Source organism: Pseudoclavibacter sp. JSM 162008 (assembly GCF_041366455.1).
Lineage (GTDB): Bacteria > Actinomycetota > Actinomycetes > Actinomycetales > Microbacteriaceae > Pseudoclavibacter.
The window spans coordinates 85,838-106,931 of sequence record NZ_JBEWYX010000001.1 but is presented as its reverse complement, the minus strand read 5'-3'; the positions used below and the strand labels follow the sequence as shown (position 1 = coordinate 106,931).

Here is a 21,094-nt window from a genome sequence, read left to right as displayed (position 1 = left end):
AGCCTGGACTTTCGCCCGACTCGGCACCTGGCCGGCGATCTCGGCGCCCGGGGACTCGGGCTGGCGAACTCACTTCGTGCTGGGAAACTTCCCGCAGCGAAGCGAGGTTTCCATCCCGAGACTTCGGCGACGGCCGAGCGGGCTCAGCTCGCGACGAGCGGACGCTCGCTGCGGTCGGCGGCGACGAGGGCCGTCGCGAGCACGTGGATGCCCACGGCGATGTCGTCAGCCTCCGTGAACTCCTCTGGCACGTGGCTGCGCCCGCCGACGGATGGCACGAAGATCATGCCCATCGGCCCGAGGTGCGCGAGGTGCGCGGCGTCGTGGCCGGCGCCGGACGGCACGGCTTCCCACGTGTAGCCGAGCGCGTCGGCGGCCTCGCCGAGGAGGCGCTGCACGTCGGGGTCTGCCGCGACCGGGTCCTGGTCGTTGAGCCACTCGATGGCGGTCTCGACGCCGCGCAGCGCGGCGCCCGCCGCGATGTCCTCGGCGACCCGACGCTTCGCGCCGTGCAGCCACGACGCATCCACGCTGCGCATCTCCGCCCAGATGCGCGCCTCGTCTGGAACGATGTTGAAGGAACCGGGCGACGACTCGATGCGGCCGGTCGTCGATACTCCGTGGATGGGGGCGCCGCACGCCTCTCGCTCGATCGTGAGGATCGCCTCGGCGGCCGCGATGAGCGCGTCGTGCCTGCCCTGCATGGGCATGGTGCCCGCGTGGTCGGCGCGGCCCGCGAAGGCGGCCATGAGCCGCTCGATGCCGGCGATCGCCGTGACGACGCCGATCTGCGTGCCGCTGCGCTCGAGCTGCGGTCCCTGCTCGATGTGCAGCTCGAGGTAGGCGTGCAGCGAGCCGGGCGTCCAGGCCTGGCCGAGGGCGCCGCTCGTGTCGAGGCCGAAGCCCGTCATGGCGTCGCCGAGGCGCAGCGCGGATTCGCCGTTGGTGCGCTCGAGATGCTCGGGCAGCAGGAGTCCGGCGATGGACCGGGACCCGATGCAGGAGACGCCGAAGGAGTTCGCCTCCTCGCCGAGGAAGTCGACGACGTACAGGTCGCGCGAGAGCGTGATGCCCTCTTCGCGGAGCCGCCTCGCGACCTCGATGCCGCCGAGCACGCCGACGATGCCGTCGTAGCGTCCGCCCGCGTGCACGGTGTCGGTGTGCGACCCCGTCATGAGCGGCTTGAGCGCCGAGTTCGCGCCGCGCAGCACTCCGACGACGTTGCCCGCCGGGTCGATGTGGGCGTCGAGGCCCGCGGCACGCATCCGGTCTCGCACCCACTCGCGCCCCGCGCGGTACGCGTCGGAGAACACGCGTCGTGAGAAGCCAGGCTCGGCGCTCTCGACGAGGCCGGCGAGCTCCGTCAGATCGGCGAGGACCCGCTGCTGGTCGGGCCGGAGTCTGGACGGGTCAACGGCGCCGAGCAGCGCATCCGCGGTGTCAGCTGACATAGCCGACCGTCCCGCCGACGAGGCCCGAGTCGCGGTACTTCAGGAAGTCGATGCCCATGATCTGCTCGATCTCGGCGAGCCCGGACTCGTCGATGGCCGACGACGACACGGGCAGGGCTGACGCGGGCACCGAGACGAGCACAACCTCTTCGCCCTCGTAGGCGTCCTTGACTGCGACGGCCTCGCCGAGCTTGGGGTCGAGGATGATGATCGTGTCCGGGTAGGTCGCGATGCGCTCACCGCCGGACTCGATGGCCATGTACTCGTTGAGGTACGGCACCGTGAAGTCGCCGATGCGGAACGTGCCGTGGTCCCAGCCGCCGTGCGTCTCGGTCGGCACCTCGAAGCCGAGCGGGCCGCGCGACACGACGGTGCCGCCGAGGCGCTCGACAACCGCCTGCACGAACGCCTCCTGCTTGCTCGCGCCGCGCTTCTTCAGCGCGGCCGCCATGTCGCGCCCGAGGTCGAGGGCCAACGAGATGGACCCGTGCGCCGCGTGCTCCTTCACGTAGCTCAGCTCGACGGGGTTGCGCGCGGCCGCGATGAAACCGCCCGTGCGCACCGAGATGTCGCGCAGCACGTCGTCGCACGTGTTGATCGTGCCTGTGTTCACCGAGAGGAAGTGCCCGTGGAGGGCGCGGTTGCCGCCCGAGACGACCTGCGTCGCCACGTAGCCCTCACGTTCGGCGAGGCCGAGCGAGCCGAGCTTGCCCGTCGGATGCGCTCGCACGTCGCCGGCCACGTCGAGCACCTTCACGCCGAGCACCGACGACTGGATCCACCCGTTGAGGGTCGTCGAGTAGCCGTTCTGGGCGGTCATGACGGCCGCGATGGGCACCTCCGTCGCCCTGATGAGCTCCTGCAGCGCGTGCACGTAGTCGACCGGGCGGATCTCCCAGTTCTTCGCCGCCGGGGCGCCGATGGCCGTGACGGTCGCCACCCAGCTGTCCTCCGGCAGCTCGTCGATGCTCGCGAGCACCGGCCGGTTCAGCTCGGTCGCCATGCGGCCCATGAGCTCGCCGTGGTGCTTCCACCCGCCGCCGCCGCACGCGAGCACACCGCCCCCGAGCACTCCGTGGATGGCGTCTTCCTGGGTGAGTTCACGCACGAGCGTTCCCTTCGGGGTCGGTGTCAGAGCTGGCTGGGAGTGCGTGTGGTTCCGGGGCCGATGCAGCTGGCCCAGCGGATGCGCCGCGCGCGGCCAGCCCGAGGGCCGCGATGGGCGCATCCCCCGTCTCGCCTCCGCGCGCGATGGCGACGGTCGCCTCCTCGTAGCCGGCGGCGGCGTGGCGGATGACGCCGAGGCCCGTGTCGAGGTCGAGCGCGAGGCGCAGGCGCTCGAGGGTCTCCGCCTTGCCGTCGGCGACGATCGACACGCCAGCCGACTGCATCCACCCCGTGTAGCCGCCGCCGCCGGAGTGGATGGCGACGAGGTCGGCACCCGCGGTCGAGAGCAGCATGGCGTCGAGGAGCGGCCAGTCGGTGACCCCGTCCGAGCCGTCTCGCATGCCCTCCGTGCCGATGCGCGGATGCGTCATGCCAGCCGAGTCGAGGTGGTCGCGGCTGAAGAGCACGGGAGCTGTGAGGCGTCCGTCGGCGACGAGCTCGTTCGCGGCCTGCGCGAGGCGCGAGCGCTCGCCGTGGCCGAGCCAGCACGACCGGGCCGGCAACCCCTGCTGCGGCACATGCACGCCCGCGAGCGCCAGCCACTCGGCGACCTCGGGGCGGTCGGGGAAGAGCGACGAGGCGAGCGCATCCATCGTCAGCTGGTCGTCGACGTCGCCCGACAGGCACACCCAGCGGAAGGGGCCGATGCCGCGAGCGAAGAGCGGCCGCAGGTACGCCTCCATGAAGCCGGGGATGCGGTTGACCCGGGCAGTCTCACCCTCCCCCAGGTGCTCGAGCGCCTTCACGCGCAGGTTGTTGCCGTTCTCGAACGCGACCGATCCGCGTTCCTGCAACGTGAGCATGGCCTCGACCTGCTGTGCCATGGATGCTCGTGCGAGCGCCTCGACGCGCTCCGGCTCCGTCTCGCGGGCCGTGATCCACGCGTCGAGTGTGTACTCCAGGGGCACGTAGCCGTAGCGCGCGTCGTGCGCGGCGGTCTGGTCGGTGACGATGTCCGGCGTGACGTTTCGGGATGCGAGCTCGGTGAACACGGCCGCCGCGTTGGCGTGCAGCGCGACCGCGGCCGGGATCCCCTCGGCGCGCGCCGCCTCGATCAGCGCGAGCGCGTCGTCGAGGGTCGGCGCTTGCACGTCGATGCCGCCGACCGCGAGCGCGCGGTCGATCTTCACCTGGTCGATCTCGACCGTGAGCGAGGAGAGGCCGAGGATGCGCGCCGAGATCGGCTGGGCCGACCCCATCCCGCCGAGGCCAGCGGTGAGCATCCACCTGCCCTCCGCCCGCGCGTCGTAGTGCTGGACGAGCACTTCGCGCAGCAGCTCGTACGTGCCCTGCAGCACCCCCTGGCGGCCGATGTACTGCCACGCGGCGGCGGTCAGGCCGCCCCAGATGGTCTGGCCGGCGCGGTACCGCTCGTAGAAGCGGTCGCTGGTCGCCCAGTTGCCGACGGTGTTGTTGACGGCGGACAGCACCATGGGAGAGTCGCGCTTCGTCGACATGACGCCGACTGCGGCGCCCGTCTGCAGGATGAGCGTCTCGGCCTCGTCGAGCTCGAGCAGCGAGGTGACGATGCGGCAGGCCTCGTCCCAGTTGCGGGCGGCTTTCCCGAGCGAGGCGTAGACGATGAGCTCCGCCGCGTTCTCGCCGACCTCGAGCACGTTCTCGAACATGCGAAGCAGGCCCTCGGCGCGCCAGTTCCTGGCCCGCAGCTTCGTGCCGCGCTGCGCCGTGATGGGCTGGGTGCCGCGGGCGAGGATGGGGCTGGCGAGGGGCGCGGATGCCGGCAGCGGCGTCTCGCCGTTCGTGGGAGTCTCACCGCCCGCGCGGGTCTGGCTGTTCGCGGGGGTCGCGGCTGATTCAGGCACTCTGATCGCTCCAGACTTCGAGGTCGACGTTCGATGGCAGTTTCGCGGCGAGCTCTGCAGCTCCCTGCTTGAGGAGCGCGATGCGCTCGTCCAGTGCCCCAGTCTGCCGCTCGTCACCGACAAGCGACAGTGAGCACAGCACGCGGCCGCCCGCGAAGACGGGAACGCCGATGCCGACCATGCCCGGGGTGATCTGCCCGTAGGAGACGGCGTGCCCCTCGGCGCGCACCTGGCGCAGATACGGCTCGATCATCTCGGGGCTCATGGTCGCGGTCGTGTACGCGCGCAGACCGCCGGAAAGCAGCTCGCGCACCACCTTCTTCGGCGCGTACGCCAGCAGCGGCAGCGCCGTGGCGCCCGCGTAGAGGCTGCGCACCTTGCCGCGTCCGAACGGGATGCGATGCTGCGGATGCGCGTAGGACACCTCGAGGCACACGGCGGTGATGTGCACCCGCACGGCGAGAATCGCGGTCATGCCGGTCAGCTCGCGGAGGCGGCGGAGGACGGGGGCCGCGTAGCGCACGAGGTGCGGCGAGGCGTCGTCGCTCTCCGCGAGACGGCTCGACGGCATGAGGTAGCCGTCGATCTCGATCGCGAAGCCTGCATCCCGAAGCACTGTCACGTAGCGGTAGACGGTCGAGAGGGGCATCCCGAGCTCGCTGCTGATCTCGGAGATCTTCAGGCGCCCGCGGCCCTGGATGAGCTGCAGGATCTCGAGGCCACGGTGCAGTGACTTGTACGCCGCTCCACCGGTGCCGCTGCCACCGCCGGACGCGGCCGCTCCCCCGGAGATGGGCCGCCCGTTCGGATCCGCCTTCGGTCGCAGGTCGCTCATGATCAGACCAGGACCTCTCCCCGGCCAGCGGCCGCGAGCAGCCCCGCCGTGTCGGAGTAGACCAGCTCACCGCGGGAGAACGTGTGCGTCACGCTGCCGCCCGGCGACATGCCCTCGTACGGCGTCCAGCCAGCGTTCGACAGCATCCGGTCGAGCTCGATGGATGCGTCGCCAGGCGTGAACACGACGATGTCGGCGTCCTTGCCCACCTCGAGCGAGCCCTTGCGCACGTCGAGGCCGTACCGGCGCGCTGGCGAGATCGTGAGCGCATCCACCGCCTGCGACAGCAGCGCCTCGGACGCGTCGCGGCGGAGCGCCCCGCCGAGCGTCGCCGCGACGAGCGTCTGCACGCCGGGAGCACCCGAGCTGTTGTCGAGCATCACCTCGTGCTCCTTCAGCTCGCGGGACCACGGCGCGTGGTCGGAGCTGACGACGCTCACGGCGCCACGCCCGATGCGGTCCCACAGGCCCTCACGTGCGGTCGCATCGCGCAGCGGAGGGTTGATCTTGAGGTGCCCGCGCTGCGTCTTGAGATCGTCCTGGGTGAAGGTCAGGTAGTGCGGGCACGTCTCGAGCGTGACGTCAGCGCCCTGCGAGCGGTACCACTCGACGAGATCGACGCTGCGCGGCAGCGACAGGTGGCAGACGTGCAGGCGCGCGCCCGTGTTGGCCGCCACCTCGAGCGCCGTCAGCACCCCGAGCGTCTCCGAGACGGGCGGCCGCGACCGCGAGTGCGACTGCGGGTCGGTACTGCCCGCCGCGCGCTCCTCCCGGAGCAGCGACTGGATGATCTCGTTGTTCTCGGCGTGCGTGCAGAGGGTGCGGCCCGCGTCCCGCACGGCGGCCATGACACTCAGCAGCTCGCGGTCGTCGATGCGGGGGAAGCGCGTCTCGTGCGTGTGGAAGAGGGAGACCTTGAAGCCGACGGCCCCAGCCTCGGCGAGATCTCCAGCCGCACGCCACCCGCCACCGGGCGCGAGGGTGCCGAGCAGCGCGACGTCGATGTGCGCCTCGTCGTTCGCGAGATCCTGCTTCGCGCGCAGCTTGTCGAGGCTGTTGATGGGACCGGTGCCGTCGTACGGCATCTCCACGATCGTCGTCACGCCACCCGCGGCCGCCGCCCTCGTCGACGCGGCGATGCCCTCGCCGCCGTGCGAGAGGGAGTGCACGTGCGCATCCACCACTCCGGGCAGCACGTAGGAATCGCCGACGTCGACCAGCGTGGCTCCTGCGGGAGCCGCGGCGCGGGACGCGCCGGTGTGCACCGCGACGATTCGAGGCCCCGCAGCCCACACCTCGCCCGGTCCCCAGACGCCGCGGGCATCCCGGATCCTCCCGCGCACGATGAGGGTCGCGACGAGGTCTTCCTGTGGCTGCGCTCCTGGCTCCATGCACACAGAATAAGAACGCAACGGTGGTTTCGGCTACTGCGTTCTTAGATCGCGGGACGAAGTGCGGATCCAGGCTGCCGCATGCCGGCCAGCTGCCCGCAGACCTGGGGCTTCAGCAGCCCACCCCAGCACGGAACCAGCGCAACCCCCACGTCTGCACGCCGGGCCGACTCCAGCATCCCCAAACCTGGGGCTTCAGCAGGCACGAGCAGCGCCGAGCATGCGCAACCCCAACGTCTGTGCCTGAGCTCGGCGCAGGCAGGCAGGCTGGCAGGCAGGCAGGCAGGTCAGCGGATGCGGTGGTGGTCGAAGACGATGCTCGTGCGAGTCGAGGCGACGGCCGGGTGCGTCGACAGGTGCGCCACCACGAACTCCCGCACGTCATTCGAGTCACGCACTGCGACGTGCACGATGAAGTCCTCCGAGCCGCCGAGGAAGAAGATCTGCACGACCTCGGGCAGCGCCCGCATCTCCTCCGCGAAATGCGCGAGCTCCTGCCGCTTCCCCGACCGGATGTTGACGCTGATGAGCGCCTGCAGCGCAAGGCCGAGCTGCGGCAGGCCCACATCCGCCGTGAACCTCGTGATCACGCCGCGGGCGACCAGCGAGCGCACTCGCGCGATGCACGTCGACTGCGCGATGCCGACGGCGTTCGCGAGCTGCGTGTTCGACTGCCGGGAGTCGGCCTGCAGCAGCTCGACGAGCCTGCCGTCGATGTCGTCGAGCGCCCCTGCATCCGCACCCCGAAGTTCCTTCGGCGTTCCAGCCATGCGCATCCCCTTCGATCACAGATTTCTACCAATACTGACCCAAGGGCCGCGGTTCCTGCGGCTCTCAACTCGTTCGAAACACTTTCTGCACATGATTTCCGGAGAACAGCACCGAATCAGCACGAACACAACGAGGTCATCATGCGCATCGGGATCCCTGCAGAGATCAAGAACAACGAGAACCGCGTCGCCATAACGCCCGCCGGCGTGCACGAGCTCGTGCGGCACGGCCACGAGGTGCTCATCGAGGCAGGCGCAGGGCTCGGCTCCGCCATCACCGACGAGGCCTACGGGGCCGCCGGTGCGAGCATCCTCGCCACCGCCGACGAGGTGTGGGCGCGCGCAGAGCTGCTCCTCAAGGTCAAGGAACCCATCGCCTCCGAGTACCGGCACATGCGGCCAGACCTCGTGCTCTTCACCTACCTGCACCTCGCCGCCGACCGGGCGCAGGCAGAGGCGCTCGCCGGCGCGGGCACCACCGCGATCGCCTACGAGACGGTGCAGCTGCCGAACCGCTCGCTGCCGCTGCTCACCCCCATGAGCGAGGTCGCTGGCCGCCTCGCGACGCAGGTCGGCGCGTACCACCTCATGAAGGCCGCCGGCGGACGCGGCATGCTGCTCGGCGGCGTCCCCGGAACGCCGAAGGCGAAGGTCGTCGTCATCGGCGGCGGCGTCGCCGGCGAGCACGCGGCCGCGAACGCCGTCGGCATGGGCGCCGACGTCACCATCATCGACCTCAACATCCCCCGGCTCCGGGAGCTCGAGGTGCAGTTCCAGGGCAAGATCCAGACGCGTGCCTCATCGGCGTACGAGATCGCGGCGCAGCTCGCCGAGGCCGACCTCGTCGTCGGCTCCGTCCTCATCCCGGGGGCCGCCGCACCGAAGCTCGTGACCGACGAGATGGTCGCGGGCATGAAGCACGGATCGGTGCTCGTCGACATCGCCATCGACCAGGGCGGATGCTTCGAGGGGTCGCACCCGACGACCCACGACGACCCCACGTTCCCGGTGCACAACTCGATCTACTACTGCGTCGCGAACATGCCTGGTGCCGTGCCGGAGACGTCGACGCGCGCGCTCACCAACGCGACGCTCCCGTACGTGACCGCCATCGCCGACAAGGGCTGGAAGCGTGCCATGCAGGACAACCCGGCGCTCTCGCTCGGGCTCAACGTGCACGGCGGGCACATCACCAACCTCGGCGTCGCGACGGCGCTCGGCCTCGAGTACCGCCCCGTCGACGACATCCTCGCCGCCGAGTAGCCGCCGCGCACCGCATCCGCGCACCCAACCTCAATCGCTGCCAGCCAAATGGCCCCTGAGCCCCGAGCCACCGCGAACGCCGCCAGCCAGATGGCCCTTCTGGAACATCCAGAAGGGCCACCTGGCTGGCAGTGATCGCGCTGTGGGGCGGGTGCGCGGGCCGGCCGGGCCGGCGACCGGGGTGCCAGCGCAGGCCAGGGAACCCGCGGACACCGACCGCACAGCTAGGCGCTGGTCGTGGCGGCGCTCGTGGATGCGACCGTCGCGCCGGAGACAGCGCCAGCACTCGAGCCTGCGCCCGAGCCCGAGCCCGCATCAGCATCCTTCGGACCCCGCTTCTTGCGGCCGGGGACGACGAGGCGGCCGAGCAGCGCGAGGATGCCGTCCACGACGAGCGCGAGGAGCGTCACGAGGATCGCGCCGACGAGCACGCGCCCGTAGTCGGTGACGGCCAGGCCGTCGAAGATGTAGCGCCCGAGGCCGCCGAGGTTGACGTAGGCCGCGATGGTCGCGGTCGCGATGACCTGCAGCACCGCGCTGCGGAGGCCGGCGACGATGAGCGGCATGGCGTTGGGCAGTTCGACCTGCCACACGATCTGCCACTCGGTCATGCCCATGGCTCGCGCGGCATCCACGGTCGCTCGGCTCACGTTGGCGACACCCGAGTAGACGCCGGCGAGGAGTGGCGGCACGGCGAGGATGACCAGCGCGATCACGGGCGGGAACAGGCCGAGGCCCATGAGCAGCACGAGCAGCGTCATGAGGCCCAGGCTGGGGAGCGCCCGGAGCACGTTGGCGGTGGCGACGATGAAGGTCGTGCCCTTGCCGGTGTGGCCGATGACGAGGCCGAGCGGGAACGCGATGACGGCGGCGAGTGCGACGGCGAGCAGCGAGTACCAGAGGTGCTCGCCCACTCGCGCCGGGATGCTCGCGGAGCCGACCCAGTTGGCCGGGTCGAGGAAGTAGGACAGCATCTCGTTGAACATCAGACGTTTGCCTTCTTTTCCGGAGAATCGAGTCCGATGACGGTGTCGAGCATGGCGGTCTCCGTGCGCTCGTTGGGTGTGCGCCTCGCGGCGCGCTTCGCTTTGACGCGCCCGCTGCGGAGCCACGGTGTGGTGGCGACGCCGATGAGGGCGATGATGCGGTCGAAGATGAACGCGAGCACGAGGATCGTGATGATGCCCGCGAAGATCTGGTCCGGGTAGTCGCGCTGGAAGCCGGCAGTGAAGAGCTGGCCGAGGCCGCCGACGCCGATGACGGCACCGACCGACACGAGCGAGACGTTGGTGACGGCGACGACTCGGAGGCCGGCGACGAGCACCGGGATGGCGAGGGGCAGCTCGACCTCGATGACCCGCTTGATCGATGAGTAGCCGATGGCGCTCGACGCGTCCTTCACGTCGGCGGGCACGGCGTCGAGCGACTCGAGCACTGTGCGGATGAGGAGCGCCGTCGAGTAGAGCGTCAGCGCGATGACCACGTTGAGCGGGCTGATGATCGGCGTGCCGACGATCGAGGGGATGACCACGAACAGCGCGAGCGACGGGATCGTGAACACGATGCTCGCGACGACGATCGCGACCGCGCGACCCCGGGGGCGCCCGACGAGCAGCATCCCGAGCGGAAGCGCGATGATGAGGCCGAGCACCGTGGGCACGACCGAGAGCATCGCGTGCTGGATGATGATGGGCCAGACGGTGTCCCAGTTCGCGATGAGCCAGCTCATGACCGGTCGCCGCTCGAGTCGGCGACGCGCGCGAACACCGTCTCGCCGCGCACGACACCGGCGGCGGCGCCGGATTCGTCGACCACGACGGCGAGGCCCGCCGGGGAGGCGAGCACCGCGTCGAGCGACCGGCGCAGGTTGTCGTCGAGGGTGACGACGGCGCCGACGGGGACGCGCAGCGAGCTCGCGCGGTGCAGCCAGGCGTCGGGGCGGCCGTTGTCGTCGACGGCGAGCGACCACTCCGATGTGTGTGGGTCGAGGCTGATGATGCCGGCGACCGGCTCGGCGAGGGGCTCCGCGGTGAGGGATGCGTCCCGGAACGTGAGGGCCCGGTAGCCGCGGTCCTTCGAGATCATGCTGGACACGAACGTGTTCGCCGGTCTCGTCATGACCTCCTCGGCGGCCGCGTACTGGTGCAGCACGCCGCCGGGGCCGAAGACGGCGATCTTGTCGCCGAGGATGAGCGCCTCGTCGATGTCGTGCGTCACGAACACGATCGTCTTCTTCAGCTCGCGCTGCAGGCGGATCATCTCCTGCTGCAGCTCGTCGCGCACCACCGGGTCGACGGCGCTGAACGGCTCATCCATGAGCAGGATGGGCGGGTCGGCCGCGAGCGCGCGCGCCACGCCCACACGCTGCTGCTGGCCGCCGGACAGGTCGGCGGGGTAGCGGTGCACGAGCTCGGGGCGGAGGCGAACTCGCTCGATGGCATCCATCGCCTTCGCGCGGGCTTCCTTCGCGGGCACGCCCTTGAGCCGGAGCACGGTGGCGACGTTGTCGAGCACGGTCCGGTGCGGGAAGAGTCCCGCGTTCTGGATCACGTAGCCGATGCCGAGTCGCAGCTGCGTCGAGGGCACATCCGCGACGTCCTTGCCTGCAACCGTGATGCGGCCGCTCGACGCGTCGATCATCTTGTTGATCATGCGCATCGACGTCGTCTTGCCGCATCCGCTGGGGCCGACGAAGGCCGTGAAGGAGCCCTCCTCGATGTCGAGGCTGAGGTCGTTGACCGCGGTGGTGCCGTCCGGATACGTCTTGGTGACGCTCTCGAAGGTGATCATGCTGCTCCTTGGCTGGGGACGGGGTGATCTTGGTGCGAGAGCCGACGGCTCACGCGTCCTGCACGTGCTCGCTCAGCTCGGCGATGTCGGCGCGCACTCGGTCGATTCGCTGAGAGGTCATGATGGCGGGGTCGTTGAGGGCGAGCGTCTCACGGATGCGCTTCGAAAGCTGCACCACGAGCGGGGCGCGGTCCTTCATGGAGGGCGCGGGGGCTGCGACGCCCACGCCGACTGCGAGGAGCGCCTCGATCGCGAGGAGCCGCTCGGCGGCCTCAAGGCTGTCCTCGAGGAGGCGCACGGCGAGGTAGCCCTGCGCGTTGTGGTCCTCGACGCCGTCGCCGACGACCCCGCCGAGGTGCGAGACGGGCGCCGCGAGCTGCTGGAGTCGCGCCATGAGCGACGAGGCCGTGTTCGCGAGGATGACGGGCACGAACGGATGCTCGGCGTCATCGATCGACAGCACCTGCTCGACGAGCGAGCGCTCGGAGCGGAGGCGCCTGATCATGAGGGAGCAGCGCCGCTCGCTCATGATGCCGAAGTGCGCGAGGAGGAGGCGGACCGAGTCGGCGGTGATCGCCATCTGGATCGTCGAGAAGTTGCCGTTGGAGATGATGACGTCGTTGTCGACGTCGATGTAGGGGTTCTCGCTGCGCGCGTTCAGCTCGACCGTGACCGACTCGCGCAGCACATCCGCCTGCTCGATGAGCGTGCCGTGCACCTGCGGGACGGTGCGCATGGAGAGCGGGTCCTGCAGCGAGCCAGCTGTGGCGGGGCCGTAGGCGCGACTCGAGCCGAGGAGCGAGCGGAAGCGGGCGGCGGCGCGGATCTGGCCGGGGTGGGGCCGCGCCGCGACGACCTTCTCCTGGAAGCCCTTGACGCTGCCGTTGAGGGCGTCGAAGGTGTGGGCGACGACGAGGTCGGCTGAGGCGGTGAAGCGGTCGAGTCGCACCGAGGTGAGGGCGGCGATGCCCACCGAGGCGGCATTCGCGCCGACGAGGGCGAGGCCGTCCTTCGCGGCGAGCTCCAGCGGGACGAGCCCTGCCGTCGCAAGCGCCTCGCGAGCCGGGACGGTCTGCGTGCCCGTCTCGTCGAGCACCCGGCCACGGCCGACGAGCACGTTCCCGATCGCCGCGAGCATGGACAGGTCTGCCGCGCCGACGGATCCCTCAGACGGGATGGCGGGCGTCACGCCGCATTCGAGCAGGCAGCGCAGCCCCTCGAAGAGCGACGTCGTCGCCCCAGAGTTGCCTTGCGCCATGACGGCGAGGCGCGCGAGCATGACGGAACGAGCCTCGATCGGGGTGAGGTTCTTGCCGACAGCGGCGTCGTGGGAGGCGAGGACGAACAGCTGGAAGGCGTGCTGCAGCTCCTCGGGGATCTCCTGGTCGCGCAGCGGGCCGAGGCCACGGTTCACGCCGTACGCCGGTTCGCCGCGCGCCATGACGCTCTCGATGACGCCGCGGGCCTCCGCGAGGCGGACCCTGACGTGCGGGTCGATGTCGAGGTGGCCGACCGTGACGGCCAGTCGCTCCAGGATGCGCGGGGTCATGCGGTCGCGACCGATGACGAAGCTCGAGAGCGGCAGCGACGCCTCCGCGCTGGTCCCCGCGAGCGCGTTGACGCCAGCGGACGACCCGTCCGTGACCGGGCGCTTCGCCTGCACGGCACGCCTGTTGGGGCGCATCGTCGGGCGCACTTGCGGCCGCTGCTCGGCGTCTGCGTGCTGCTGCATCCGGAACTCGCTTCTGGTGGATCTTGAAACTGGAGGGGTGAAGAAAGCGGGGGAGGTGGGTTCGGCGGCCGTGCCTGGTGGTGCTGCCGAGAGTGTGGATGCGGACGGCGCGTGACCGGCCGCATCCACCCTCTGGGCGGTCGTGCGGGTGCCCCGGTGCCTACGCGCCGAGCAGGCCCTTCTCGGTGAGCCAGTCGGTCGCGGCCTTGGTCGGCTCGACCTTCTCCTCGCCCGAGACGCGCGTGTTCAGCGCGATGAGCTCGTCGGTGGTCAGCTGCGCCGAGATGGCGTCGATGACCTCAGCGACCTCGGGGGTGAGCTTCTCGGTGTTGCCGATCGGGACGACCTGCTGCGCCGGGAAGTTGTTCTTCGGGTCCTCGAGCACGACCAGGTCGTTCTCGACGATCGCGGGCGACGTGGTGAAGATGTTCGCCACCTGCACCTGTCCGCTCACGAGCGCGTCGACCGTAGCCGGTCCGCCGCCGTCAGCGATGGGGGTGAAGGCGCTGGGCTCGACGCCGTAGTTCGCCTTCAGGCCGGGCAGGCCCTGCGGGCGCTCCTGGAACTCGGCCGGGGCACCGTAGGTGATCTCGGCGTTGTGCGCGGCGAGGTCGGCGATGGTCGTCAGGTTCCACTTCTCAGCGGTCTCCTTCGTGACGACGACCGCGTCCTTGTCCTCGGCCTCGGCCGGGGTGAGCCCCGTGAGGCCCTCCGCCTCGAGCGCCGCGGTGAGCCCCGTGTTGATGGTCTCCGCATCCGCCGTGTCCGCCTCGGGGTCGAGGAAGATGAGGAGGTTGCCGGTGTAGTCGGGGATCAGGTCGATCGATCCGTCCGACAGCGCCGGGATGTACGCCTCGCGCGAGCCGATGTTGAACTGCGTCTCCACCGTGAAGCCGGCATCCTTGAGCGCTTCCGCGTACAGGTTGCCGATGATCTCCGACTCCGGGAAGTTCGCCGAGGAGACGACGATGGTGTCGCCGGACGCGGCGCCCTCGTCGGTTCCGCCGGCGTCGGGGGCGGTCGGGTTCGAGCAGGCTGAGAGGAGGCCGATCGCTGCAAGCGCGGCGATGCCTCCAGTGATCAGGCGTGTCTTCTGCATTGGGGTTTCCCTATCTTCGGCGGTAGCCAGAACATCAGTGATGTGCGGCCATCTTAGGAATGTGCCCCATGAATTCGGGACGCGCTTCCCGGAAGGCGCGAATTAACTCTGTGTTACGTGCCCAACGCACGGGAAAGCGTCCGTGTTCCCCGCGTCGCGGGTCGCGCATCCTGGCCGTCGGTCCCCGAACGCCGCGCAGTCAACCCTCAGCGCGCGTCCCGGCGAAACCGGGTAGACATGTGACCGTGACGACCACTGCGCCTCTCCCCCTCATCGCCGTCATCGCGACGGGCGGCACCATCGCCAGCACGACAACCGCCTCAGGGGCGACGACGCCCAGCCTCGGCGCGGATGCGCTGCTCGAGGGCGCAGACGCGCCAGGTGCCCGCCTGCGGCCCGTGAACCTCATGGCCGTCGACTCCTCGAGCCTCACCCTCGGCGACATGCAGTCGATCAGCGACGAGGTGCGCCGCCAGGTGGAGGATGACGAGGTCAGCGCCGTCATCGTGCTGCACGGCACGGACTCCATGGAGGAGTCGTCGCTGCTCACCGACCTGCAGCTCAAGAGCTCGAAGCCCGTCATCTTTACCGGTTCGCAGTTCACTGCGGAGTCTGAGGCACCGGACGGGCCCGCGAACGTCGCCGCGGCCCTCGCCGCCGCGCTCGATCCCGCCAACCGCGGGCGAGGCGTGCTCGTCGCGTTCGGCGGCCGACTGCTCAAGGCGTGGGGCCTCACGAAGGCATCCGCAGACCGCGCGGATGCGTTCCGGAGCGTCACCGACAGGCCCGCCCGCCGCCTGCACCTGCCGGCCCCGGTGACCGGAATGCGCGTCGACACCGTCGCCGTCATGCCTGGCGGCGACGCCACTCACCTGCACGCGAGCCTCGAAGCCGGCGTGCAGGGCATCGTGCTCGTCGGCCTCGGTTCCGGCAACGCGAGCCAGAGCATCGTCTCCGCCGCATGGGAATGCCAGGCCTCCGACATCCCGCTCGTCGTCTCGAGCCGAGTGCCCTTCGGTGTCCTCAAGGCCAGCTACGGCGGAGGCGGGGGCGGGCACGACCTCGCGGTCGTCGGCGCCATCCACGCGGCGGTCCTGCGCGCCGGGCAGGCGCGCATCCTGCTCGCCGCCCTGCTCGCCAATGAGGCGACGAGCGAGGACATCGCTGCGGCGTTCGCCGCCGAGTAGACGGGCTGCCCCTCCTGCGCCGCGGCGGAGTCCAGGCATCACGGACGCCTGTCCAACTTCTGGGATCAGTGAGCGCGGGAGACGCCGCAACGCGCGAACCCGGCCGTTTCATCACGGACCTTGGCCAGGTGGGCGCGGATTTTCCGGGCGCCGCTTCGACGTTGCGCGGACGCCTGTCCAACATCAGTGCGATATCGGGCCCGAAAGCGTCGAAACGCCCTCGAATCGCGTTTATTGCACTGATGTGGGTCAGGCCGCGCGAAGACCCGCGTGCTCGTGGCCGCGCTGCTTCGTCCGTCCGCGAGAAGCGGCGACTCCCGTCCTGCTAGCTGGCGTAGCTGCCCACGAGGCGGACGGCGCCGCCGTCGACGCCCTTGGCGCCCTGCTCGAAGCCATCGAAGTCGCGGGCCTCGGTCGAGATGGTGCCGGCGACCCAGGAGGGGAGGCCAGCAGCCTCGAGCCACTCGACGACCGCGGATGCGCGCTGCGCGTCGACGACCGCGAACATGCCGATGCCGAGGTTCCAGGTGCCTTCCGTCGACTCGAGGTCGGTTCCGGCGAAGCCCGCGAGGACGCGGAAGATGTCGTTCGGGGACCAGGCGCCGCGGTCGAGCTCGATCCAGGAACCCTGCGGGAGGACGCGGGCGAGGTTCGCTGCGATGCCGCCGCCGGTGACGTGGCTGAACGCGTGCACGGCGCCGTCGAGGGCTGGCTCGGCGAGAAGACGGACGAGCGGGCCAGTGTAGAGGCGCGTCGGCTCGAGGAGCACTTCGCCGACGACCCCGCCCAGCTCCGCCGAGGTGTCTGTGAAGGCGAGCCCCTGGTCGGCGATGATGCGGCGCACCAGCGAGTAGCCGTTCGAGTGGAGTCCGCTCGACGCGATCGAGATGACGACGTCGCCGTGCTGCACGCGCTCTGGTCCGAGCATCCGGTCGGCCTCGACGACGCCGACTGCGGCACCTGCCACGTCGTAGTCGTCCGGGCCGAGGAGGCCGGGGTGCTCTGCCGTCTCGCCGCCGGTCAGCGCGGTGCCGGTCTCGGCGCACGCCTTCGCGATGCCCTCGACGATCGAGGCGATGCGCTCGGGGACGACGCGGCCGCAGGCGATGTAGTCGGTCATGAAGAGGGGCTCGGCGCCCACGACGACGATGTCGTCGACGACCATCGCCACGAGGTCCTGCCCGATGGTGTCGTGCTTGTCGATGGCCTGCGCGATCGCGACCTTCGTGCCGACGCCGTCGGTCGAGGTCGCGAGGATGGGCTTCGTGAACGACGTCAGACGCGACGCGTCGAAGAGGCCGGCGAAGCCGCCGACGCCGCCGAGCACTTCTGGTCCGTGGGTCGCCTGGACGGCGCGCTTCATGAGCTCGACGGCGGTGTCGCCCGCGCGGGTGTCGACGCCAGCGGCGGCGTAGAGGTCGTTGCCTGACACAGGGATGCCCTTTCCTCGGGGGATGCGCCCAACAGCCTAGCCCGCCGCGAGGGTGACGCCGGAAGCGAACCCTTCCCACGCTGGTGCGCGCGGACTCGCCAGCTGTGACAAAATCGAAACATCGTTCAGGGCCCCTCGTGGGCCTCCTTGAAATCGGGCCCTCGCGGGCGCGCTTACCTGTGCTTGGAGCTCCCCCAGCGTGTGCGGCATTGTTGGTCACGTCTCGACCAGTCCCGTCAACCAACAGATCTACGATTCCCTCCTGCTCCTGCAGCATCGCGGCCAGGATTCGTCCGGCATCGCGACAGCCGACGGGGACACGTTCCACATCGCCAAGGTCAAGGGGCAGGTCCGCGAGGGCTACCGCACCCGCGACATGCGCAACCTGCTTGGCAACGTCGGCCTCGGCCACGTCCGCTACGCGACGGCTGGCAGCGCGAAGAGCGACGACGAGGTGCAGCCGTTCTACGTGAACGCGCCCTACGGCATCGTCCTCGTGCACAACGGCAACCTCACGAACACGCGAGAGCTGCGCAAGGAGCTCTTCAACGTCGACCGCCGCCACCTGAACTCGTCGAGTGACACGGAGCTGCTGCTCAACGTCCTCGCGAACGAGCTGCAGCACGGCATCAACGGCGACGACCTCACCCCGGACGACCTGTTCGACTCGATCTCCCGCCTGCACGACCGGGTCGAGGGCTCGTACGCATCCGTCGCCCTCATCTCCGGATACGGGCTGCTCGCCTTCCGCGACCCGTTCGGCATCCGCCCCCTCGTCCTCGGTCGCCGCGACGACGAGCACGGCCGCGACGAGTGGGTTGTCGCGTCCGAGTCGCTCGTGCTCGAGTCGGGCGGCTACGACTTCGTCCGCGACGTCGAGCCGGGCGAGGCGATCTTCATCTCCATGGGCGGCGAGCTCTTCTCGCGCCAGTGCGCCATCAACCCGCGCCTCGTGCCCTGCTCGTTCGAGTACGTGTACCTCGCTCGCCCCGACTCCGTCATGAACGGCATCTCGATCTACGAGTCGCGCCTGCGCATGGGGAAGACCCTCGCCGCGAACGTCGAGCGCAGCATCAGCGCCGGCGACATCGACGTGGTCATGCCCATCCCAGACTCGGGCCGCCCCACGGCGATGGAGATGGCGAAGACCCTCGGCATCGACTACCGCGAAGGCTTCTACAAGAACCGCTACGTGGGCCGCACGTTCATCATGCCGGGGCAGAAGGTGCGCAAGAAGTCGGTGCGCCAGAAGCTCAACGCGCTCCCGACGGAGTTCCGCGGCAAGAACGTGCTGCTCGTCGACGACTCGATCGTGCGCGGCACGACGTCGAAGGAGATCGTCGAGATGGCCCGGCAGGCCGGCGCCAACTCGGTGACCTTCGCATCCGCCGCTCCCCCGGTCCGCTACCCGCACGTGTACGGCATCAACATGCCGTCGCGCGGCGAGCTCGTCGCATCGGGCCGCTCGATCGAGGAGATCGCGTCGGTCATCAGCGCCGACCGTCTCGTCTACCAGGAGGTCGGCGACCTGTTCACGGCCATCACCGAGGGCTCGAACGTGAAGGAGCTCGACATGAGCTGCTTCGACGGCAACTACGCCACCGGCACCGTCACCCCCGAGTACCTCGCCTGGCTCGAGCTCAACACGAAGAGCTAGCCAGCCGGCGACTCACTGCAGCCCACACCCCGCGCATCCTTGCCGCCCAACGGGGCCAGATATCTGGGAAACGCATGTTCGTCGCGAAACGAGCATGCGTTTTCCACAGGTGTCGCGGGATGCGAGACGCCGGGCGCGGGGCGGGCGGCAGGGCGGGGCGCCGGTAGAGTCCTCGCATGACCGACGCACCCCTCGCACCCCGCAACCGAACCCGGGACCTGACGCAGATCGCCGTGTTCGCGGGCATCGTGGCGGCGCTCGGCGTGGTGCCGGCCATCACGATCCCCGGCCCCGGGGTGCCGATCACGTTGCAGACGCTGGGCGTGATGCTCGCGGGCGCAGTACTCGGGTCGAAGCGCGGCTTCTCCGCGATGCTGCTCTTCAACGTGCTCGTGCTCGCGGGGCTCCCGCTGCTCGCCGGCGGCCGGGGCGGGCTGGCGGTGCTCGCGAGCCCCACTGTCGGCTACTTCATCGGCTTCCCCATCGCGGCCTTCGCCGTCGGATGGCTCGTCGAACGCTTCGGGACCCCGTTCCGCCTTCTGCCCGGCATCCTCGCGACCGCGGTCGGGGGTGTGTTCGTGCTCTACGTTCCCGGCATCATCGGCGTCGCCCTCATGGCCAAGATCGGCGTCGGCGCCGCGGCGCTCTCTGCGCTCGCCTTCCTGCCGGGCGACCTGGCGAAGGCGGTCATCGCGGCGCTCATCGCGCGCGGCGTCCACAAGGCGTACCCGGGGCTCATCTCCGGTCGTCGGCACCGGCGGAAGGCCGCGTCCAGTCCAGCAGCGGCACCGGCAGTGGATGCGTGAGCGCTCGGCTCCCGCATCCCCTCACGCCCGCCCGATGAACGGGGGCTGCGCATGATCGAGCTGCACGGCGTGAGCGTCGCGTTCGGCGACGGCGCCCAGCGGCGGCGGGTGCTCGACGACATCTCGGTCACGCTCCACGAGCAGCGCATCGGGATCATCGGCGCCAACGGCTCGGGCAAGTCGAGCCTCGCGAGGCTCCTCAACGGCCTGCTGCTGCCGACGAGCGGAACCGTCTCGGTCGACGGCTTCGACACGAAGCGGGACGGGCGAGAGGTCCGCCGGCGCGTGGGGTTCTGCTTCACCGACCCCGACTCGCAGATCATCATGCCGACCGTCGGGGAGGACGTCGCCTTCGGGCTCGGGCGGCGGGGCCTCAGCAAGGCCGAGATCGCCGCCCGCACCGCCAGCGCGCTCGAGCAGGTCGGGCTCGCCGACCGCGCCGACCACCCGGCGCACCTCCTCTCCGGCGGACAGAAGCAGCTGCTCGCCCTCGCGGCGGTTCTCGTGACCGAGCCGAGCATCCTCGTCCTCGACGAGCCCACGACCCTCCTCGATCTGCGCAACGCACGCGCCATGGCCGCCCGCATCGCACGCCTGCCGCAACAGGTGGTCCTCGTGACCCACGACCTCGACCTGCTCCGCACCTTCGATCGCGTGCTCGTGATGCACGACGGGCGCATCCACTTCGACGGGTCACCGTCGGAGGCCATCGCCGCGTACCGGGCCGCCATCGAGGCCGAAGGGGCGCCGTGAAGCCCGCATCCCGGCAGACGGGGTTCTGGGACGCCCGCCTCGACGACGAAGGGCGCGCTGCGGGGCACCCGCTCTCGCCGGGCACAGCCCGTGGCTGACCGCTCGTCGCCGCTCGCGGTCTACGTGCCCGGGGCATCCATCGTCCACCGGCTGCCGGCAGGGGCGAAGCTGCTCGCGCTCGTCGCCGCCGGCGCAGCGGTGCTCGCGATCGCGTCGCCGCTCGCCGCCGGCATCGCGGTCGCGACTGCCCTGCTCGGGTTCGCGGTCGCGCGACTGAGCCTGCGCTACGCCTGGCGCGGCGTGCGGCCCACGTGGATCTTCCTGATCGGCATCTTCGCCTTCCAGTGGTGGAGCGCTGACCTCGCCCGGGCTCTCGGCGTCGTCGGGTCGATCGTCGCGCTGCTCCTCGCGGCCGCCCTCGTCAGCCTCACGACCCGCACGACCGACATGATCGACGCCATCGTGTGGCTGCTCCGGCCGCTCCGACGCGTCGGCGTGGATCCCGACCGAATCGCGTTGCAGCTCGCGCTCGGCGTGCGAGCGGTGCCGCTCATCGCCGAGCTCGCCGAGACCGCGAGGCAGGCGCAGTACGCACGCGGCCGCCGCGGCAACCCGCGTGCCTTCGCCGTGCCGCTTGTCGTGCGAGCGCTGCGTCGCGCCGACGCCATGTCAGACGCACTCCACGCGCGCGGCCTCGACGACTGAGCGAACCGAGAGGTCCTCGCGCTCTTCCGCACCTGGCTCGGACCGGGACCTGACACCTTTGCTGACAGTCAGGGTGACGTGGGGAGCGTCGCCGCCGCACCGCCCGCATTTTCAGTCCTACGTCACCTTGAGTGGCAACACCCCCCCGCCTCGAATCGTCACGACGCGATGAACTGGGTCCGTGAACACCAGTCAGATCCGGAGGGAGGCGCGCGCACGGCCAGGGTTGCCGC

The 21,094-nt window shown here is 70.3% G+C and carries 18 protein-coding genes; 6 read left to right on the top strand and 12 right to left on the bottom strand.

The window, feature by feature from the left end:
* Positions 1-143: 143 nt before the first annotated feature.
* From ABVF28_RS00515 to ABVF28_RS00490, 6 genes are all read right to left on the bottom strand, one after another.
* On the bottom strand, positions 144-1,451 hold the full coding sequence (locus ABVF28_RS00515; protein WP_371029084.1) for a M20 family metallo-hydrolase: 1,308 nt from the start codon (positions 1,449-1,451) through the stop codon (positions 144-146).
* Positions 1,441-2,559 carry a DUF917 family protein gene (locus tag ABVF28_RS00510; protein WP_371029083.1) on the bottom strand — a complete coding sequence of 373 codons (1,119 nt, stop codon included), beginning with the start codon at positions 2,557-2,559 and terminating at the stop codon, positions 1,441-1,443. Before ABVF28_RS00510 ends, ABVF28_RS00515 begins: the two co-directional genes overlap by 11 nt.
* Positions 2,552-4,441, bottom strand: coding sequence for a urocanate hydratase (locus ABVF28_RS00505; RefSeq protein ID WP_371029082.1), 1,890 nt, complete (start codon positions 4,439-4,441; stop codon positions 2,552-2,554). The genes ABVF28_RS00510 and ABVF28_RS00505 overlap by 8 nt, the downstream gene beginning before the upstream one ends.
* Positions 4,434-5,276, bottom strand: a complete 843-nt coding sequence (locus ABVF28_RS00500) for an IclR family transcriptional regulator (RefSeq protein ID WP_104310401.1) — start codon at positions 5,274-5,276, stop codon at positions 4,434-4,436. Before ABVF28_RS00500 ends, ABVF28_RS00505 begins: the two co-directional genes overlap by 8 nt.
* A gap of 2 nt (positions 5,277-5,278) precedes the next feature.
* Positions 5,279-6,667, bottom strand: coding sequence for a dihydroorotase family protein (locus tag ABVF28_RS00495; protein ID WP_371029081.1), 1,389 nt, complete (start codon positions 6,665-6,667; stop codon positions 5,279-5,281).
* Between the two features lie 287 nt (positions 6,668-6,954).
* Positions 6,955-7,437, bottom strand: a complete 483-nt coding sequence (locus ABVF28_RS00490) for an Lrp/AsnC family transcriptional regulator (RefSeq protein ID WP_371029080.1) — start codon at positions 7,435-7,437, stop codon at positions 6,955-6,957.
* 141 nt (positions 7,438-7,578) lie between these two features.
* Here ABVF28_RS00490 and ald point away from each other — a divergent pair, with 141 nt between their 5' ends.
* Entirely contained in the window at positions 7,579-8,700 is a 1,122-nt protein-coding gene (gene ald / locus ABVF28_RS00485) for an alanine dehydrogenase (protein ID WP_371029079.1), read from the top strand.
* A gap of 224 nt (positions 8,701-8,924) precedes the next feature.
* Here ald and ABVF28_RS00480 read toward each other — a convergent pair whose 3' ends face one another.
* The 5 genes from ABVF28_RS00480 to ABVF28_RS00460 form a co-directional block, all read right to left on the bottom strand.
* Positions 8,925-9,686 (bottom strand): ABC transporter permease, encoded by a 762-nt coding sequence (locus tag ABVF28_RS00480; protein ID WP_371029078.1) that lies wholly within the window; start codon positions 9,684-9,686, stop codon positions 8,925-8,927.
* Positions 9,686-10,429 carry an ABC transporter permease gene (locus tag ABVF28_RS00475; RefSeq protein WP_371029077.1) on the bottom strand — a complete coding sequence of 248 codons (744 nt, stop codon included), beginning with the start codon at positions 10,427-10,429 and terminating at the stop codon, positions 9,686-9,688. The genes ABVF28_RS00480 and ABVF28_RS00475 overlap by 1 nt, the downstream gene beginning before the upstream one ends.
* Positions 10,426-11,490, bottom strand: a complete 1,065-nt coding sequence (locus ABVF28_RS00470; protein ID WP_371029076.1) for an ABC transporter ATP-binding protein — start codon at positions 11,488-11,490, stop codon at positions 10,426-10,428. The genes ABVF28_RS00475 and ABVF28_RS00470 overlap by 4 nt, the downstream gene beginning before the upstream one ends.
* Before the next feature lie 49 nt (positions 11,491-11,539).
* Positions 11,540-13,222, bottom strand: coding sequence for an aromatic amino acid ammonia-lyase (locus ABVF28_RS00465; RefSeq protein ID WP_371029075.1), 1,683 nt, complete (start codon positions 13,220-13,222; stop codon positions 11,540-11,542).
* 160 nt (positions 13,223-13,382) lie between these two features.
* Positions 13,383-14,321 carry an ABC transporter substrate-binding protein gene (locus tag ABVF28_RS00460; RefSeq protein ID WP_104310394.1) on the bottom strand — a complete coding sequence of 313 codons (939 nt, stop codon included), beginning with the start codon at positions 14,319-14,321 and terminating at the stop codon, positions 13,383-13,385.
* 245 nt (positions 14,322-14,566) lie between these two features.
* On the opposite strand from ABVF28_RS00460, the gene ABVF28_RS00455 reads away from it, so the two are divergent.
* Complete coding sequence (locus tag ABVF28_RS00455) at positions 14,567-15,508, top strand: asparaginase domain-containing protein (protein ID WP_258067830.1); 942 nt, start codon at positions 14,567-14,569, stop codon at positions 15,506-15,508.
* Between the two features lie 325 nt (positions 15,509-15,833).
* Here ABVF28_RS00455 and purM read toward each other — a convergent pair whose 3' ends face one another.
* Complete coding sequence (gene purM / locus ABVF28_RS00450; RefSeq protein ID WP_371029237.1) at positions 15,834-16,946, bottom strand: phosphoribosylformylglycinamidine cyclo-ligase; 1,113 nt, start codon at positions 16,944-16,946, stop codon at positions 15,834-15,836.
* Positions 16,947-17,139: 193 nt separating this feature from the next.
* Here purM and purF point away from each other — a divergent pair, with 193 nt between their 5' ends.
* The 4 genes from purF (at position 17,140) to ABVF28_RS00430 (ending at position 20,861) form a co-directional block, all read left to right on the top strand.
* Positions 17,140-18,597, top strand: a complete 1,458-nt coding sequence (gene purF, locus ABVF28_RS00445; RefSeq protein ID WP_371029074.1) for an amidophosphoribosyltransferase — start codon at positions 17,140-17,142, stop codon at positions 18,595-18,597.
* Positions 18,598-18,773: 176 nt separating this feature from the next.
* Positions 18,774-19,403 carry a biotin transporter BioY gene (locus ABVF28_RS00440; protein WP_371029073.1) on the top strand — a complete coding sequence of 210 codons (630 nt, stop codon included), beginning with the start codon at positions 18,774-18,776 and terminating at the stop codon, positions 19,401-19,403.
* Positions 19,404-19,454: 51 nt separating this feature from the next.
* Positions 19,455-20,156, top strand: coding sequence for an energy-coupling factor ABC transporter ATP-binding protein (locus ABVF28_RS00435; RefSeq protein WP_371029072.1), 702 nt, complete (start codon positions 19,455-19,457; stop codon positions 20,154-20,156).
* A gap of 90 nt (positions 20,157-20,246) precedes the next feature.
* Positions 20,247-20,861 (top strand): energy-coupling factor transporter transmembrane protein EcfT, encoded by a 615-nt coding sequence (locus tag ABVF28_RS00430; protein WP_371029071.1) that lies wholly within the window; start codon positions 20,247-20,249, stop codon positions 20,859-20,861.
* Positions 20,862-21,094 lie beyond the last annotated feature (233 nt).